The 17,590-nt window shown below is 59.7% G+C and carries 15 protein-coding genes; 11 read left to right on the top strand and 4 right to left on the bottom strand.

Annotated features, from left to right (window positions below; genetic code table 11):
* Positions 1–393 precede the first annotated feature (393 nt).
* The gene (katG, locus tag GR183_RS13165; protein WP_160776107.1) at positions 394–2,568 is read left to right on the top strand and encodes a catalase/peroxidase HPI; all 2,175 of its coding nucleotides are present in this window, start codon (positions 394–396) and stop codon (positions 2,566–2,568) included.
* Between the two features lie 171 nt (positions 2,569–2,739).
* Here katG and GR183_RS13160 read toward each other — a convergent pair whose 3' ends face one another.
* Positions 2,740–3,630, bottom strand: a complete 891-nt coding sequence (locus GR183_RS13160; RefSeq protein WP_160776106.1) for a choline sulfate utilization transcriptional regulator — start codon at positions 3,628–3,630, stop codon at positions 2,740–2,742.
* 160 nt (positions 3,631–3,790) lie between these two features.
* Here GR183_RS13160 and GR183_RS13155 point away from each other — a divergent pair, with 160 nt between their 5' ends.
* Together GR183_RS13155 and betC are read left to right on the top strand one after the other, a co-directional pair.
* A complete protein-coding gene (locus GR183_RS13155; protein WP_160776105.1) occupies positions 3,791–4,732 on the top strand; it encodes a choline ABC transporter substrate-binding protein in 942 nt (313 codons plus the stop codon).
* A gap of 101 nt (positions 4,733–4,833) precedes the next feature.
* Positions 4,834–6,348, top strand: a complete 1,515-nt coding sequence (betC, locus tag GR183_RS13150) for a choline-sulfatase (protein ID WP_160776325.1) — start codon at positions 4,834–4,836, stop codon at positions 6,346–6,348.
* Positions 6,349–6,405: 57 nt separating this feature from the next.
* On the opposite strand, the gene GR183_RS13145 is transcribed toward betC, so the two are convergent.
* The 3 genes from GR183_RS13145 to GR183_RS13135 all read right to left on the bottom strand — a co-directional run bounded on the left by GR183_RS13145 (position 6,406) and on the right by GR183_RS13135 (position 8,898).
* Positions 6,406–7,488, bottom strand: a complete 1,083-nt coding sequence (locus GR183_RS13145; RefSeq protein WP_160776104.1) for a WD40/YVTN/BNR-like repeat-containing protein — start codon at positions 7,486–7,488, stop codon at positions 6,406–6,408.
* A 77-nt stretch (positions 7,489–7,565) separates the two neighbouring features.
* Entirely contained in the window at positions 7,566–7,883 is a 318-nt protein-coding gene (locus tag GR183_RS13140) for an antibiotic biosynthesis monooxygenase family protein (RefSeq protein WP_160776103.1), read from the bottom strand.
* A 112-nt stretch (positions 7,884–7,995) separates the two neighbouring features.
* Complete coding sequence (locus GR183_RS13135) at positions 7,996–8,898, bottom strand: LysR family transcriptional regulator (RefSeq protein ID WP_160776102.1); 903 nt, start codon at positions 8,896–8,898, stop codon at positions 7,996–7,998.
* A 155-nt stretch (positions 8,899–9,053) separates the two neighbouring features.
* Between GR183_RS13135 and GR183_RS13130 the strand changes: the two genes are divergently transcribed.
* The 8 genes from GR183_RS13130 (at position 9,054) to GR183_RS22265 (ending at position 17,453) form a co-directional block, all read left to right on the top strand.
* Positions 9,054–10,253, top strand: coding sequence for an aminotransferase (locus GR183_RS13130; protein WP_160776101.1), 1,200 nt, complete (start codon positions 9,054–9,056; stop codon positions 10,251–10,253).
* An 8-nt stretch (positions 10,254–10,261) separates the two neighbouring features.
* Positions 10,262–11,314, top strand: a complete 1,053-nt coding sequence (gene speB / locus GR183_RS13125; RefSeq protein WP_376765771.1) for an agmatinase — start codon at positions 10,262–10,264, stop codon at positions 11,312–11,314.
* 67 nt (positions 11,315–11,381) lie between these two features.
* Positions 11,382–12,470 (top strand): ABC transporter substrate-binding protein, encoded by a 1,089-nt coding sequence (locus GR183_RS13120; RefSeq protein ID WP_160776099.1) that lies wholly within the window; start codon positions 11,382–11,384, stop codon positions 12,468–12,470.
* Between the two features lie 100 nt (positions 12,471–12,570).
* The gene (locus GR183_RS13115; protein ID WP_160776098.1) at positions 12,571–13,608 is read left to right on the top strand and encodes an ABC transporter ATP-binding protein; all 1,038 of its coding nucleotides are present in this window, start codon (positions 12,571–12,573) and stop codon (positions 13,606–13,608) included.
* A gap of 4 nt (positions 13,609–13,612) precedes the next feature.
* Positions 13,613–14,467, top strand: coding sequence for an ABC transporter permease (locus tag GR183_RS13110; RefSeq protein ID WP_160776097.1), 855 nt, complete (start codon positions 13,613–13,615; stop codon positions 14,465–14,467).
* Positions 14,464–15,270 (top strand): ABC transporter permease, encoded by an 807-nt coding sequence (locus GR183_RS13105; RefSeq protein ID WP_160776096.1) that lies wholly within the window; start codon positions 14,464–14,466, stop codon positions 15,268–15,270. Before GR183_RS13110 ends, GR183_RS13105 begins: the two co-directional genes overlap by 4 nt.
* On the top strand, positions 15,267–16,052 hold the full coding sequence (locus tag GR183_RS13100) for a carbon-nitrogen hydrolase family protein (protein ID WP_202396081.1): 786 nt from the start codon (positions 15,267–15,269) through the stop codon (positions 16,050–16,052). Before GR183_RS13105 ends, GR183_RS13100 begins: the two co-directional genes overlap by 4 nt.
* Positions 16,053–16,190: 138 nt before the next feature.
* Positions 16,191–17,453, top strand: a complete 1,263-nt coding sequence (locus GR183_RS22265) for a GAF domain-containing sensor histidine kinase (protein WP_160776094.1) — start codon at positions 16,191–16,193, stop codon at positions 17,451–17,453.
* Positions 17,454–17,590 lie beyond the last annotated feature (137 nt).

Here is a 17,590-nt window from a genome sequence, read left to right as displayed (position 1 = left end):
TTGTCGGTGAAGGCGTGGAGGCGAGGCCGCTCAAATCCTTAAGGCGCCATAAGGAAAGCTGATCGCTGCGCTGGATATTGCGATTTCAACTTATTCGTCGGGTTTGATAAATACTCTGCACGGTCCGAGGATGAATGTTTGTCCTGAACGCCCTGCATCATGAAGTCGCATGGTTTACCGGTTGCATATGAGCGGGGTGAGCGGCGAGATGGCGTCGACGACTTGGTTTCGGTAGCGAGCAAGCAAAAACGAGAAAAATGGATAGGGAGTCGAGCGGTTCGCTTGAGATGGACACTGCCATAGTCATGTCCGCCGGGACGGGACACTCTCCGAATATTCCATGATTTCATCACTCGGAAAGAACACAAAAATCATCCAGAACAGGAGATAGTTATGGACGCAATGACTGACGAAGGCACAGGCAAATGCCCGGTTATGCATGGCGGCAACACCGCCATGGGAACGAATGTCATGGATTGGTGGCCCAATGCGCTCAACCTCGACATCCTTCATCAGCACGACACGAAGACCAACCCGATGGGCAAGGGCTTCAACTATCGTGAAGAGCTGAAGAAGCTCGACGTGGAAGCACTCAAGAAAGACCTGCACGCGCTGATGACCGACAGCCAGGACTGGTGGCCGGCCGACTACGGGCACTACGGCGGGCTTATGATCCGCATGGCGTGGCACGCTGCCGGCACCTATCGCCTGGCCGATGGGCGCGGTGGTGGCGGCACAGGCAACCAGCGTTTTGCGCCGCTGGATTCCTGGCCGGACAATACCAGCCTCGACAAGGCGCGCCGCCTGCTGTGGCCTATCAAGAAGAAATACGGCAACAAGCTCTCCTGGGCCGATCTGCTCATCCTGGCCGGTAACGTTGCCTATGAATCCATGGGCCTGAAGACTTTTGGCTTCGGTTTTGGCCGCGAGGACATCTGGCATCCGGAAATCGATATTTACTGGGGTGCCGAGAAGGAATGGCTTGCGCCCAGCGACAACCGTTATGAAAGCGTCGACGATCCCTCGACGATGGAAAACCCGTTGGCGGCGGTGCAGATGGGTCTCATCTACGTCAATCCCGAGGGAGTGAACGGGAAACCCGATCCGCTGAAGACCGCGGCGCAGGTGCGCGAAACCTTCGCCCGGATGGCGATGAACGACGAGGAAACCGCGGCGCTGACCGCCGGGGGCCATACCGTCGGCAAGACCCATGGCAATGGTGATGCCGGCGCGCTGGGCCCGGATCCCGAGGCGGCGGGTGTCGAAGAGCAGGGTCTTGGTTGGGCGAACCCGAACATGGGCGGCAAGGCCTCCAATGCCGTAACCTCCGGTCTGGAAGGTGCCTGGACCACGCATCCGACGGTCTTCGACATGGGCTACTTCGATCTCCTGTTCGGCTACGAGTGGGAGTTGAGGAAGAGCCCGGCAGGTGCCAACCAGTGGGAGCCGATCGACATCAAGGAAGAGGACAAGCCGGTCGATGCCAGCGATCCCTCGGTTCGTCGCAACCCGATCATGACCGATGCCGACATGGCCATGAAGGTGGACCCGGCCTATCGCGCGATCTGCGAAAAGTTCATGGCGGATCCTGAGTATTTCAAGGACACTTTCGCCCGTGCCTGGTTCAAGCTGACCCACCGCGACATGGGACCGAAGGCGCGTTACGTCGGACCGGATGTGCCCGGGGAAGATCTGATCTGGCAGGATCCGATCCCTGCGGGTGCGATCAACTACGACATTGGCGCGGTGAAGCGGAAAATCGCTGAAAGCGGCCTTTCCGTCTCTGAACTGGTCTCCACCGCCTGGGATAGCGCGCGGACGTTCCGTGGCTCCGACAATCGCGGCGGCGCCAACGGTGCCCGTATTCGTCTGGCTCCGCAAAAGGACTGGGAAGGCAACGAGCCGGCTCGCCTTGCGAAGGTGCTAGGTATTCTGGAGCCGATTGCCGCTGAAGCCGGCGCCAGCATCGCAGATGTGATCGTTCTGGCGGGTAGTGTCGGCATCGAGCAGGCCGCCAAGGCAGCCGGTTTCGATATCTCGGTTCCGTTCGCTCCGGGCCGTGGCGACGCGACCGACGAGATGACCGATGCCGAATCTTTCGACGTGCTGGAGCCGCTGGCCGATGGCTACCGCAACTGGCTCAAGAAGGATTATGTCGTCAGCCCGGAAGAACTGATGCTCGACCGTACCCAGCTTATGGGCCTTACCGCGCATGAAATGACCGTCCTGGTCGGTGGAATGCGCGTTCTCGGCACCAATCACGGCGGCACGAAGCATGGTGTGTTCACCGATCGCGAGGGCGCTCTGACGAACGACTTCTTCGTCAACCTCACCGACATGGCCAACAAGTGGATGCCTTCGGGCGACGGTCTCTATGAGATTCGTGACCGCAAGACCGGATCGGTGAAATGGACCGCGACGCGCATGGACCTTGTCTTCGGTTCCAACTCGGTGCTGCGCGCCTATGCCGAGGTCTATGCCCAGGACGACAATGCAGAGAAGTTTGTCAAAGACTTCGTTGCGGCCTGGACGAAGGTGATGAACGCGGATCGCTTCGATCTTTCCTGATCTGGGTGAATAAGCGTTCCAGGTGAATGTCGATCAGTCGCGGGCCCGGGCTTTTTGGCGTGGCCTCGGCTGAAGGAGACAATGCAAGCCTTGAAAGGCGCACGGAGAAGAAGCTCTCCGTGCGCCTTTCGTTTGATACTCGAATTCACCCTTCCGAAATCGGTAGCCGCTTCACTGGCATTCCTCGACCAGCCAGGCGCTTAGTTTTTCCGTAACGTTGCTGGCTGGCGGATTGGTGATTAGCCAGTATCCGCTGTCTTTCCTTTCAAGTTCCGGACCGAGCCTGACGAGGCTGCCGTTTTCCAGGAACGAATCGACGAGACCAAGCCAGCCGAGCGCTATCCCCTGTTCGGCAAGGGCTGCCTGAATGACGAGGCTATAGGTGTTCAGGCCAAGGTCTCCATGCGATGGCTTTCGAGAAACGCCTTGTGCGGCGAGCCAGTCCTCCCAGGAAAGCCAGCGCGGTTCCGCGTTCGTGTCGAGGTGTAGAAGTGGAGCGGTCGCGATTGCATCTGCGGTGTCGAATGGAGCGAAGCGTTCCTTGAAATTGGGTGCGCAGACCGGGACGACACGCTCCGGCATCAACAACTGCGCATCGCCGCTGAATTCATCGGCCTGACCGAACATAACGGCGATTTCAGCCGTTCCGTCGATGTCGCTCTCGATCGCCTGGGACGCGATGATATGAACTTCGAAGTCGGAGTGGCGACGCCGGAATTCGGCAACGCGCGGCATCAGCCAGAAGGATGCAAAGCCATAGTCCGTGAAAAGGCGAACGGCCGGCAGTCTGGATTTCTTGCGAATTTCCTTTGCTGCCTCATCTATCAGTTCGACGCCGGCACGGGCGGCCTTGAAGAGGATCTCACCTTCTTCGGTCAGCGCGATTCCACGATGCAGACGGTGCAGAAGCCGAACGCCGACCTCTTCCTCCAGCCGCTTTATCTGGTAACTTACCGCCGGCTGGCTAAGGCCGAGTTCCGCCGCAGCATGCGTAATGCTGCCAAGCCGTGCGACGCTGGCGAATATGCGTGGCCAACCGATGTCCAGTTTACGATCTGGCATTCAATTCCTTTATGGCTGCCATTAAAAATCGGCGAGTTCAAAGAATGCCCGATTTAAAGTTTTAATGCATCCGACCTTCGATGCCGCTTTGGGTTACGGGGAAATTCCTGAGGCGAGAAACATCTGTGTCGACAGAAAATTCCGGAAGAGGGGAAGAGAAATGAAACGCCACCGCATCGCCGCGCTTTTCGCGCTTTCCGTGTTCGCGAGCTCCCCGGCCTATGCCACCGACCCGCAAGCCTGCCAAACCATCCGCATGTCGGATCCGGGCTGGACGGACATCAATTCCACCAATGCCGTCGCAAGCGTCCTGCTCGATGGGTTGGGGTACGAAGCGGATATAAAGACGCTGTCCGTCCCCATTGGATACCAGTCCATCAAAAATGGCGACATAGACGTGTTCCTCGGCAACTGGATGCCAGCACAGAAGAACTACATCGACGATCTTAACGAGGCCGACGCCGCCGAAGTTCTGACCAGGAACCTTACCGGCGCGAAATTCACGCTCGCGGTGCCGACTTACGTATCCGAGCAAGGGGTTACGGATTTCGCGGACCTCTCGAAACATCCAGAAGAGTTCAACAAGGAAATCTATGGCATCGAACCGGGCGCGCCGGCGAATGCCAACATCTTGAAAATGATCGAGTCAGGCGATTTCGGGCTGGACGGCTGGGAGGTCGTGGAATCCGGCGAGCAGGCCATGTTGAGCCAGGTCACGCGCGCCGCAAGGTCGAAGGACTGGATCGTCTTCCTTGCGTGGGCCCCGCATCCGATGAATGCCGATCATGATCTCACCTATCTTTCGGGAGGCGATGACTACTTCGGTCCGAATTTCGGTGGTGCCGAGGTTTTCACGCTTGCGCGGAAAGGCTGGGCGGGCGAGTGCCCGAATGCTGCGAAGTTCTTCAAGAACCTGCAGTTCACCGTCGAAATGGAAAACGAGATCATGGGCATGATCCTGCAGGATGGCATGGAGCCGAAGGACGCTGCCGAAAGCTGGATCAAGGGCAACCCTGATACTCTTGCTCCCTGGGTTGATGGCGTCACGACAATTGGCGGCGAGCCGGGTTTTGATGCCGTGAAGGGTGCGCTGGGCCTTTAACGCCACGACTGAATCGAATGAACGGTCGCGATCGCCTGATCGTGGCCGTTCTGCCGAAGGCTTCCGATCTTTCACCACGCCGCAGCAGGAAGGCCGCTGCCATGTCTCGCCCGAACATCCTTATTCTGATGGTCGATCAGCTCAACGGAACGCTCTTTCCGGATGGCCCGGCCGAATTTCTTCATGCGCCGAACCTGAAGAAGCTGGCGGAAAGATCGGCGCGATTTGCCAATACCTATACGGCCAGTCCGCTTTGCGCTCCTGGCCGGGCGTCCTTCATGTCAGGGCAATTGCCGAGCCGGACGCGTGTTTACGACAATGCGGCGGAATTCGCTTCGGACATCCCGACCTATGCACACCACCTCCGCCGCGCGGGCTATCACACTTGCCTGTCCGGCAAGATGCATTTCGTCGGGCCGGATCAACTGCACGGTTTCGAGGAACGTCTTACGACCGATGTCTATCCGGCCGACTTCGGTTGGACGCCGGACTACACGAAACCGGGTGAGCGTATCGACTGGTGGTATCATAACCTGGGCTCGGTGACGGGCGCCGGCCTTGCCGAAATCACCAACCAGCTGGAATATGACGACGAAGTCGCCTATCACGCGACGCGCAAGCTTTACGATCTTTCCCGCCGTCAGGACGACCGCCCGTGGTGCCTGACAGTGAGCTTCACGCATCCCCACGACCCTTATGTCGCGCGCAGGCGTTTCTGGGATCTTTATGAAGATTGTCAGGCGCTTGAACCAACGATCCCTGCCATACCGTTTACCGAGCAGGATCCGCATTCAAAACGCCTGATGCTGGCGTGCGACTACATGTCATTCGACATCGCGCCGGAAGACATTCGCCGGTCCAGGCGGGCCTATTTCGCAAATATCTCCTACCTCGACGAGAAGATCGGCGAGATCCTCGACGTGTTGAGGCGGGGGCGGATGGACGAGAACACGATCGTCATCTTCACTTCCGATCACGGCGACATGCTGGGCGAGAGGGGGCTCTGGTTCAAGATGAGCTTCTTCGAAGGTTCGTCGCGCGTGCCGCTCATGATTTCCGTTCCAGGAGGCAAAGCCGGGCGTTTTGACATGCCGGTTTCGACGCTCGATGTCACACCGACTCTTGCCGACCTGGCCGGGATCGATCTTGAAGCGATCTTGCCTTGGACGGACGGGAAAAGTCTCGCCGGGATCATGAGCGGCGAAAACGAGCGGGGTGCGGTCCCGATCGAATATGCGGCGGAGGGCTCGTACGCTCCGCTGGTTGCGCTTCGCGATGGCCGTTTCAAGCTTGTGTTGTGCGATCTCGATCCCCCGCAACTTTTCGATCTGGAGGATGATCCGCATGAGTTGCGCAACCTGGCCGCTGAGCCGGGAGCCAGGGATATTCTCGACCGGATGTCGGCTGATATGCGCTCGCGTTGGGATATTCCGGCGTTCGATGCCGATGTGCGAATGAGCCAGGCCCGGCGCCTGATCGTATATCAAGCCTTGCGCAATGGTGCATATTATCCGTGGGATTTTCAGCCGCTTCAGAAGGCGTCCGAGCGCTATATGCGCAACCACATGGACCTCAACGTGCTGGAGGAAAACCAGCGCTATCCGCGAGGTGAATGAGAGGCGCGATCGGGGCAACTCAAGCAATCGATGTCGCTTAGGAATCGATTGCTGCAATTACGCATCAACCACCATCGTCTCGACGGAGAAGATGATCGGCAGGTGCTGGGCAATTAGCGACCAGCTTTCTCCTTCATCGGAGCTTGCGAAGAGCGAGCCCGAGTTGGTGCCGAAATAAACGCCCGCAGGCTCCAGCGTGTCGGTCGTCAGTGCCTGGCGCAGAATACACAGGTAAGCATTTTCCTGCGGCAGGCCCTTTCGTAGCGCCGTCCAGTTTCGTCCTCCGTCGCGCGTTCGCCAGACCGCTGCCTTGCCGTCGGGCACGTAACGGCCTTCCGTATCTCCATTCAGCGGCACGAGAAAGAGCGTGTCCGGGTCGCGCGGGTGTGGCGCTGCCGGGAAGCCGAAGCTTGAGGGCAGTCCATCCTCGATGCTTTGCCAGTTGAGGCCGCCATCGTCGCTTCGGTACATGCCGCAGTGATTTTGCTGGTAAAGGAGGGGCCTTTCGCCCGGCGCGCGGACGAGGCAGTGCACGCATTGGCCATACTCGGGATAGCGATCTTCTTCCGGATTGTAGTCAGCCCGTGTTCCGCGATTTCGCGCGGTCCAGGTTTTGCGCCCATCTTCCGAACAAAATACGCCAGCGACGGAAATACCGACCCATGTCCGATCCTTGTCGGTGGGGTCGGGAACGATCGAATGGACCATCATGCCGCCGCCGCCACTTTGCCATTGGGGTCGGGAGGGATGATCCCTGAGGCCCGCAACGTGCGTAAAGCTGGCGCCATCGTCCCTGCTTTCGAATAGTCCGGCGGGCTCCACGCCTGCAAGGAGGCGTCCGTTGGTTGGTGCGAGGCTCCATACGGATGTAACCGGCGCTTCTCCATCCCCGTAGGAAAGCCCTTCGCCCGACTGCGTCCAGCTGTTCCCAAGGTCTTCGGATTTCCAGACGCCAGCCCCGGTCCATCCGTTGCCGCCGCCTGCATAGATCGTCTGCGTTCGCGGGTCGGCGATTACGTGATGGATGGGCCAGTGGTCGCAATAGGGGCCTCGAATTGTCCAGTCGGAACGCCTCTCGTCGCCCTGAAGAACGAAAGCCCCCTTGTTGGTGCCAAGGAGAATGAGAACCCTGCTTGCCATGATGCCGTCTCTCCCTCCGCCTCAACGGGTCGGCACGGATGGTGGAGCCGAAGCTGCGGCCGGTTCGGCTGCGTCGATCAATAGCCGGCCACGACCTCATACATCACCGGTTCGAAGCTCTTGCAGAGATCGTTGATGTGCCGGTTGCGCTTTCGCATTTCCTCAGTGCGCAGCATTGCCTGAAAATCTTCCCGGCGGCGCCATTGCGAATATGTCGCGATACGGATCTGGGCGTCGTTCACATGAATGGCGCCGGCGATAAAGCCCGGCTGGTGGCGGATGAAACTGTCATAGGCGTCATTCAGCGCATCCAGAAGGTCATGGCAGGTGCCGGGGGTAACTTCGAATGTGCTGATAACGGTCTGGCATTGGGTGTCGGGCGAAATCGTCAGCATCGGATCCTCCCTGATTTGTGATTGTCAAATCGCGTTTTGCTTGCACGCGGTTTAAAGATTGAGCGTCACAAACAGCGGCGTTGAGAAAATCAAAGTCTTTGCCAACGTTACGTTATATGGCGTTGCGCCACGCGTCGAGCGACGCTTCGATGAAAGCCGTCACCACGTCGGTCGCCCGCTCGGATTTCGCGGTGAAAAGGCAGAAATCGGAGGTGTAGCCGAAGGTGTCCGGCGCAAGGCGGCGCAGCGCGCCAGAGCGCACGCGAGCTTCGGCGAAATGCGTGGGCAGGAAGCCGATGAACTTTCCCGACAGGATGAGAAGCAATTGCGGTTCGATCTGATGAACCGTCGCCTCGATGGGGCCGAGGGCGGTATGCCTTGCCTCGCGATCACGCCAATAGCCGCGCTGGACGAATGGATAGGCGTTCAACGCGTCGCGCGATAGCGTCGCGTCGTCGGCATCGAACAGCGGATGCGTTCGCCCGCAATAAAGGCCGTGGCTTTCACGGTAAAGCACCCGCTCGTCGAGGCCGTCGACGCGGTTCAACTTGACGCCGATACCGCAGTGGTAGACCCCGTCGCGAACCTTTTGCTGAAGATCCTGCGCGCGCTCTTGCGCGACGAAGAGCTTCACCTTGGCGGCGGTCTTCCGAAATCCGGCGATCGCTTGCGGAAAGCGGTTTTCCTGGTCGTCCGCAACCGCATCGAGAATGGCGATGCGCAACTCGCCGCTGAGTTCGCCGCGCACCGCTCCCACTTCGGCCGAGAAGTCGTACAGGGCCTTGTCGAGGCGTCGCGCTGCTTCATGCACCGCGCGTCCGTGGTCGGTCAGGCGAAATCCGCGGCGGCCGCGCTGGCAAAGAGTGACGCCAAGTCGTTGCTCCAGTGCGCTCATGTGGTTGGAGATTGTCGACTGGCTGAGGTTCAACTCGACTTCCGCCGCCGCGAAACCACCATTTCGCACGACGGCGTCGAAGACGCGAAGAAGATGCAGGTCACTGCCAGACAGACGCATGGTATCGCCAGTTCAGTTTGATATTTCTCAATGTTATCTTTGAAACTTTCCTATTCTTCAAGCGTAGGGAGTTCCGGCTATGGTTGCTGAATGGGCATGTCTATAGTCTGGGCAGTTTGCCCGGGCGCCCACAGTGAAGCAGAGCGGAAATTTTCATGGCCGAGGTCAACCGCCTGATCGTCGATACCGCGACGCCGCCGATTCCCGAAGCGCAAGGCTGGCTTGCGGGCTATTCGGGTGCGTATGGGCCGTCCGTCAATCTTAGCCAGGCAGTGCCCGGCGATCCGCCGCCGCAATCCTTCTTCGACAGGCTTTCCGCTGCCGCCGCTTTGCCCGAGGCGGCGAAATATGGCGATATCTTCGGCGACCGCGGCTTGCGCGACGCTTTTGCCGAAGACGTCAATACGCTTTATGGAGCGCGGATATCGGCGAATGAGACGGCAATTACCGCCGGCTGCAATCAGGCGTTTTTCGTAAGCGTGATGGCCGTGGCGAAGGCGGGTGATGCCGTACTCCTGCCTGTACCTTGGTATTTCAACCACAAGATGACGCTGGACATGCTGGGCATCGAGGCGCGCCCGCTGCCTCTTTCTGCTGAAGAAGGCTTCTTGCCGGACGCCGCGCAAACGGCGGAACTGGTCGACGGCAAGGTCAAGGCAATCGTTCTTGTCACGCCCAACAACCCGACCGGCGCCGTCTATCCGGACGCGACGCTTCAAGCATTCAGGGAACTTTGCGAAGCTCGCGGCATTTGGCTGATCGTCGATGAAACCTATCGGGATTTCCTGCCCGAAGGGGGAAAGGCGCCGCATTCTCTTTTTTCTGCGCCGGCCTGGCAAGAAGCGGTCATCAGCCTTTACAGTTTCTCGAAAGCCTATGCCATTCCCGGCCACCGTGTGGGAGCGATTGTCGCTTCCAGCGATTTCGTAAGGGAGGCTGGCAAGATTCTGGACTGCGTACAGATTTCTCCGCCGCGTGTTCCGCAACTGGCGCTTCCCTGGGCGATCCGCGAGTTGAAGAACTGGCGGGAGGAAACGCGCGCGACGATCCTTGAGCGCATAGAAGCGTTCCGCGCAGCACTTCAGCCGTTTCCGGAATGGCGGATCGATCAGATCGGCGCCTATTTCGCTTATCTGCGCCCCCCTTTCCGCGAGGTGGCGGCGCGGGATGTGGCGGCAGCGCTTGCGCGTGAGACAGGCGTGCTCACGCTTCCCGGCAGCTATTTCGGACCGGGTCAGGAAAATCATCTTCGCGTGGCATTTGCCAATGTGGATGCGGAGACGCTTTCGGGGCTCGGCGAACGATTCGCAGCGGCGGGTGCTCTTTCAATTCCGGCCAATATCGCGAGCAAATGAGGTGGGCCATGGATAGCGACAAGCTTGACGAACTTCGCAAGCGTTTCGGTGGGAAGAACGAAACGGCGATCTACGATCCCTTGTTCAAGGGCGCTGTCGACAAGCTCTTCGATGAAAAAGGCACGCGCGTTGCGCCCTATTCCGGCGTTCCGACGCTGCTCGATGCGCCTTATCGGCCGGTCGACTGGTCGGCACCTGATTTCTCCGACCTCGATGTAGCACTTCTCGGTGTGCCGATGGACCTCGGCATCACCAACCGCAACGGCTGCCGCTTCGGCCCGCGTGCGCTTCGCGCGATCGAGCGTGTAGGCCCCTTCCATCATGTGTTGAAGTGCATGCCCTCCGCGGATCTGGGGATCGCGGATATCGGCGATGTGCCGTTCCGCAGCCGCTTTTTCCTCGAGCAGTCGCATGAGGATATCGCGACGGCGGTTTCAAAGCTTGTTGCAGCGGGCGTTGCGCCGCTTTCTGCCGGTGGCGATCATTCCATGACGCTGCCGATCCTGCGCGCGGTTGGGCGTGACAGGCCGGTGGGAATGATCCACATCGATGCGCATTGCGATACTGCCGGGCCGTTTGACGGAAGTCGCTTTCATCACGGCGGCCCGTTCCGTCAGGCGGTGCTCGATGGCGTGCTCGATCCGGAGCGCACGATCCAGATCGGCATTCGCGGTTCGTCGGACTATCTCTGGGAGTTTTCGACGGAGTCCGGCATGACGGTTATCCATGCCGAAGAGATTTCGCGGATGGGTACGGATCGTATCGCCGAAATGGCGCGTGAGAAGGTCGGTGACGGCCCGGTCTATCTTTCCTTCGACATCGATAGTCTCGATCCGGCGTTTGCGCCGGGAACGGGAACTCCGGAAATCGGCGGGCTTACGACGAGAGAGGCGCAGGAAATCCTGCGCGGTCTCAAGGGTGTCAATCTTGTCGGCGGGGATGTCGTGGAAGTGGCGCCCCAGTATGATGCGACGACGAATACCGCGCATGCCGGCGCGCAGATGCTGTTCGAAATCCTTTCGCTGATGGTTTTCAGTCCATCGATCGGGGCGGGTGAATAAATATCGACAATCGAAAGGCCGGTACAAAACGGCGAATAACGAAAGTCCGAAACCAAGGGGAACGATAATGACGAAAGAAACGAAATTCACACTTACACGGCGCACGCTCCTTGCCGGCGCGGCGGCAGGCGCGTCCGTTCTGGCAATGCCGAATGTTTTGAGAGCCCAGGACCGCACGATCAAGGTCGGCGTCTACGGCGGCTACTTCAAGGACAGCTTCGACAAGCATGTCTTCCCCGAATTCACCAACGCGACCGGTATCGCCGTCGAGTCCGTCGCCGAGCCGACCGGCGAGGCCTGGCTCGTGCAGCTGGAACAGGCGGCTCGTGCGGGCGCAGCCCCCGCAGACCTATCCATGATGTCGCAGGTCGCCATGCTCAAGGGGCAGTCGACGGATCTCTGGGCGCCGATCGATCTTTCCAAGATCGCCAAGGCGGATGACCTGCTGCCGCAGTTCATCAACAAGTATCCGGACGGTCGCGTGGCCGGTGTCGGTGCCGTCGCCTGGTACATCACGCTGGTAACGAACACGGACGTTTATCCGGAAGCGCCAACCTCCTGGGGAGCCTTTTGGGATCCGGCCAACAAGGAGCGCCTCGGCCTGCTCGCACTCGTCTCCAACTCCTTCCTCCTGGAAGTTACGGCGAAGACGTATTTCGGCGGAACGGGCATTCTCGACACCGAAGAGGGTATCCTCAAGGTGATGGACAAGCTTGCCGAGGTTAAGCCGAACGTTCAGCTCTGGTACCGCGACGAGGCTCAGTTCGAGCAGGCGCTGAAGTCGGGCGAAATCCCGATGGGTCAATATTATCATGACGTTACCGGTCTCGCGGCGGCGGACGGCTTCCCGGTTCGCTCCACTTTCCCGAAGGAGGGGGGTATTTCCGATTCAGGTTGTTGGGCGCTTTCGCGCGCTTCCGACAAGGCGGACGAGGCGCAAATCTTCATCGACTTCATGACGCAGCCGGAAATCCAGTCGCTCATGTCGCGGAAAGTCGGCACCGCGCCGACGATGAAGCGCTCGGTGCTTGACCTGACCGACGAGGAGTTCGCGGCAGTCTCCTCGGATATCGACCCGATCATTCCGCGATACGACCTCTATACGACCAAGGCCGACTGGCTGAACCAGAAGTGGACGGAACTGATCGTCAACTGAGGGTTGGAAGCGAACTGAATGACCGATCTCCCGGCCGGCTGGCGAAACAGCCATGCCGGGCGATCGGAACCGCGGTAACGCGTGAAGAACGGAATTTCGAATGTCGGGTCTTGAACTCAATCGTATCACCAAGCGGTTCGGGGCTGTCGCCGCTGTCGACGACGTCAGCCTGACGGTACCTCAGGGGACGTTCGTGTGCCTTCTCGGCCCTTCGGGCTGTGGCAAGACCACGCTCCTGCGCATGATCGCAGGTCTTGAAGACCCGACATCCGGCGAAATCTCCATCGATGGAGAACCGCTCAACGATACGCCAGCGCACAAGCGCGATTTCGGCATGGTGTTTCAGTCGCTGGCGCTTTTCCCGCATTTGTCCGTGGGCGAAAACATTGCTTATCCCTTGCGCATTCGCGGTCGGCCGTCTTCCGAACAGGCGTCGCGCGTGAAGGAATTGCTCGAACTCGTGCACCTGCCGGGCATCGAGAAGCGTGCCGTCACCCAGCTTTCCGGCGGTCAGCGCCAGCGGGTCGCCATTGCCCGCGCGCTTGCGGTCTCGCCGAAGCTTTTCCTGCTCGATGAGCCGCTATCCGCGCTTGACGCCAAGTTGCGCGAGGCCATGCAGGTCGAACTTCGCCAGCTTCAGCAGCAACTCGGGATCACGACGATCGTCGTCACGCATGATCAGCGCGAGGCGATGAGCATGTCGGACCAGATCGTCGTCATGTCGGAAGGCCGCATCCAGCAGATGGCGAGACCTATCGACATGTACCGCAATCCGGCCAATGCGTTCGTCGCCGACTTCCTCGGCCAGGCTAACCTGATCGACGCCAGGGCCGATGGACCCGATGCGCTGGTGCCGGGCGGGCGTATTCCGGGGCTTTCCCTGGCTTGTCCGGGATCGAGAATATCCGTGCGTCCCGAGGATGTCGTGGTGACGACCGCCGAGAACGGGTCGATCCGCGCAAGGGTCGGCTTCATCCGGGATATGGGCGCGAGCATCGAGATTCATCTCGACGGTGAGGGGGTGCGCTACGTGGCAATCGCCTCGCCGCAGGCGCGGCCCGATTGCAGGGTCGGTGATACGGTCGGCCTGTCGATCCCCGCCGAGGCTTGCGTCGTCTTCGAGAGCGGGAAGGGGTAAGCCCATGCGCCGTATGCCTCCCGAACGCGCCGCCGATTATTATCCGATCGCCTATCCGGCGTTAATGCTCGGGCTCTTTTTCGTCGTCCCCTTCGCCATCATGCTGGCAATATCGTTCTTTCAAAGGGTGCAGGGCGGCTTTTACGAACCGGCCTTCACTTTTGCCAATTACGGGCGTTTCCTCTCCGTGTTCTTCGGCGAGGTGCTGGTCTTTTCGCTGGTGCTCGCAGCCCTTGTTTCCGCCGTTTGTCTTCTGCTCGGCGTTCCCTTCACCTATTTCCTGACGAAGCTTTCCAGAAAGGCGCAGGTCTTCTGGCTGGTCGCGCTGCTTGGCGTGCTGTCGCTTTCGGAGGTCATCATCGGTTTTGCGTGGTCGACGCTTTTGAGCCGCACCGCCGGGCTTTCCAATCTACTGGTCGCAATCGGGTTTATGGATCGTCCTGATGCATGGACGCCCGGCTTCGGAGCCGTGTTGACCGGCCTTGTCTATCAGGCGTTTCCCTATACCGTACTCGTGCTTTATCCGTCTTTCTCGCGGCTTGACCCCTCGCTCATGGAAGCGTCGAGAACCCTTGGCGCATCGCCCTTGAAAGCGTTCTTCACCGTAGTTCTGCCGGTCTTGCGCAAGACGTTGATCGCGACCTTCATCATCGTCTTCATCTTTGCGCTCGGTGCCTATCTGCTGCCGCAGATCCTCGGGCGCCCGCAGCATTGGACGCTTTCGGTGCTGATCACCGATCAGGCGGTTTATCAGTCGAACATGCCCTTTGCCGCCGCCATGGCCGTTTTCCTCGTGGTGGCGAGCCTGTCTCTCGTTCTCGTGGTCGCAGCGCTTAACAGGAAGGGTGCAGGGCAATGAGTGCGCACTGGCCGAAGCGTCTCTTTCTTTCGGCGCTGGCGGTGTTTCTGGCGCTGCCGATCATCGTGATCGCAGGCGTTGCGCTTAACGAGAAGAAGACGCTTGCTTTCCCGCCTGAAGGCTTCTCGCTCGGCTGGTATGCGCAGGTCTTCACAGATGAAGGCTGGCGTGCTGCACTCGTTCATTCGGTTCTTGTAGCGACTGCGGCGGCGGCGATCAGCGTCTCGATAGCGGTGCCGATCGCCTGGTTCCTGTGGCGGCGGGTAGCGCCCTGGGCACGCATCGTGGAGGTGCTGGGCCTTGCGCCCTTCATCCTGCCGCCGGTGATAACGGCCCTCGGCGCGCTCAGCTTCTGGGCTACGACCGGCTTTTACGGCCAGCCGTGGACGGTCGTCATCAGCCACGGCATCTTCTTCGTCAGCCTGCCGCTCGTGACTGTTACGCTCGGCTTCGCCACCATCGACCGGGAGATCATCGAGGCCGGGATGACGATGGGCGCGGACGATCGTACGCTGCTGAAAACTGTCGTCTTCCCGCTTGTGCGACCTTACATCATCTCAGGCTTCGCCTTCGCCTTCGTCCTGTCGCTCAACGAATATATCGTGGCCTATATGACGGTCGGCTTCACGCTTGAGACGATCCCGATCAAGATTTTCAACGCGCTTCGCTATGGCTATACGCCCACGATGGCGAGCGTGTCTGTCTTCTTCGTTCTGGTCGCGGTCGTCGTCTTCGGGCTGGTTGCGCGCTTCGGCGACCTCCCGAAGCTTCTGGGCGCATGGTCGGAAGGAGACAAGGGGTGAAACTCGCCGCCTGCCAGATGCCGGCCGAACTCAAAGGGGTGGAGGCGCGCCTTGCGGCGATTGCGGACGCTGCGCGGCAGGCTGGTTCCAAGGGGACGGATATCGCGGTCTTTCCCGAACTGGCGACAACCGGTTACGGATTGGGAGATGATATTCGCGCTCTCGCGGAGCCTGCCGACGGCCCGACCATCGCTCGCCTGAAGGCTGTTTCATCCGAGTGCGGCGTTGCGCTTGTCGTCGGTCTGCCGCTTATCGAAGATGGCATTGCCTACAATGCCTGCGCTTTCATCGCTCCCGACGGCGCGGTTTCGACCTACAGCAAGATCCAGCTTTACGGCGATTACGAAAAGGCGCTCTTTCGGCCCGGCTGCGCCATGCCTCCCATATTCGACTATAGGGGCATGCGATTCGGCCTGCTGATCTGCTTCGATGTGGAGTTTCCCGAGCGCGTGCGCGATCTGGCGCTACGCGGTGCTGAGGCCATTCTCGTCCCGACCGCCTTGCCGAGGATCGATGGCGGGCGCTTTATCGCCACGTCCGTTATACCCGTTCGCGCCTTTGAAAATCAGGTTTTCGTGGTCTACGCGAACCATGCGGGCCGCGACGCACGGTTTTCCTATCAAGGCTTGTCCTGCATCGCCGCGCCGGACGGGTCGTTGCTTGCGCAGGCAAGCGAGGCTGGCGCGAAGATCATCCGCGCCGAACTGGACGCAGGCGCTTATAAGGCCTGCCGGGAACAGAACCCGTATCTGAGCGAACTGCGCGCAAATCCGGACGGATGACTGTTTTCCTGACGCATGAGTATTGCTGCGCTGCAACCTCATCGTCTTGTGAAAATTGACGATAAAGAATTTACCGATGGCGCGGCGCGTCGTAAGGTCCTGAGAAATCAATCGGCTGACGAGCGACCGGGAGCATTGGTGTCCACACCTACTTCAGCGCTTGCGACATCGCGGACGGATCTGCTGCTGCGTATTGCGGAAAGCATTTCGGGCGAGGTTGGCGTTTCGTTTCTGAAGGCGCTCGTGGCGGCTCTTCAGGAAACGATGGACGTTTCGCTCGCCCTGATCACCGTGGGCGAAGGCCACCCGACAAACCGTGCGCGGGCAATCTTTGCGCTCAGGGAAGGAGAAGAAGTCGAGGATATCTCCTACGATCTGGCAGGGACGCCTTGCGGTGTAGTTTATTCCGGTCAGCGCATCGTCATTCCCTGTGATCTTGCCGAACGATTTCCGCGGGAAGAAGGGTTCAGCAGCTACGTCGGAGTGCCGCTTTTTTCCGAAGGCGAGACGGTAGGCGGGCATCTGGCCGTATTTTCCGTAACGCCGATAGAGGACCCGGCGTTCGCCGAAAGCCTGGTAAGGATATTCGGACAGCGCGTGGAGGCTGAGCGTCGTCAGGCGGCGGCAGCGGAAATGCGTGAGCGCCTGATTGACGACCTGCGCGAGAATTCGACGCGGCTTCGCAGGCGTTATCAGGCACTGCGGGCGGCGAATGCCTTCAAGACGCGCCTGCTCGGCATGATAGCGCATGACCTGCGTAATCCGCTTGCCGCGATCACGAGCCAGGCGGAACTGATCAAGACGCATCTCTGCGGCAAGGAACCCAATATCGAGCGGGCGGTGGCAAATGCCGAAAGGGTGGTCGCCAGCGCCGATCGCATGTCGGCGCGGATTGGATCGACCTTGCAGGAAGTGCGCCGGGAAACCTCCTCATTGGCGATCAATCCGGTCAGCGTCGATATCGGCGTGCTGGTGTCGACCGCCGTCGAAGTGAACCGGCCGGCGGCGGACCGCAAGAAGATATCCATCAGCACGAAGGATGGCGCTTGCAGACTTTGTTCGTGCGATGAAGACCTGCTGCTCGATGCGGTCGACAATCTCGTCAGCAATGCGATCAAATATTCCCACTCGGGTTCAGGTGTCGAAATCGAATGGGGCATGGCCGGCGAGCGCCTTTGCATTTCGGTGCGCGATCAGGGGCAAGGCCTGACGAAGGAAGATCTGGAACGGGCGTTCCAGCCTTTTCAGCCGCTTTCGGCCAAACCCACCGCGGGTGAAGCGTCGGTTGGGCTGGGCCTTTCCAATGTTCGCGAGATTGCCGAAGCGCACGGGGGGCGCGTTTGGGCGGAGAGCGAGGGCAAGGGGCGGGGTGCGACTTTCCACCTGGAAATTCCGTTATGATACCAAACGGCTGTTTTTCCTGAATAACGCAACGGCTTGGTGCTTGACGCATTGGCCGGCGGGTGCTTCACCCTATCTCATCCGATGAGTTGAACACGAAACGACGTGCCGCGAGCAAACAATTGTCGCTCGGCCGA

This window comes from Stappia sediminis, assembly GCF_009826895.1.
Lineage (GTDB): Bacteria > Pseudomonadota > Alphaproteobacteria > Rhizobiales > Stappiaceae > Hongsoonwoonella > Hongsoonwoonella sediminis.
Note: the sequence above shows the minus strand (reverse complement) of the source record. Positions and strands in the feature narration are given on the sequence as shown.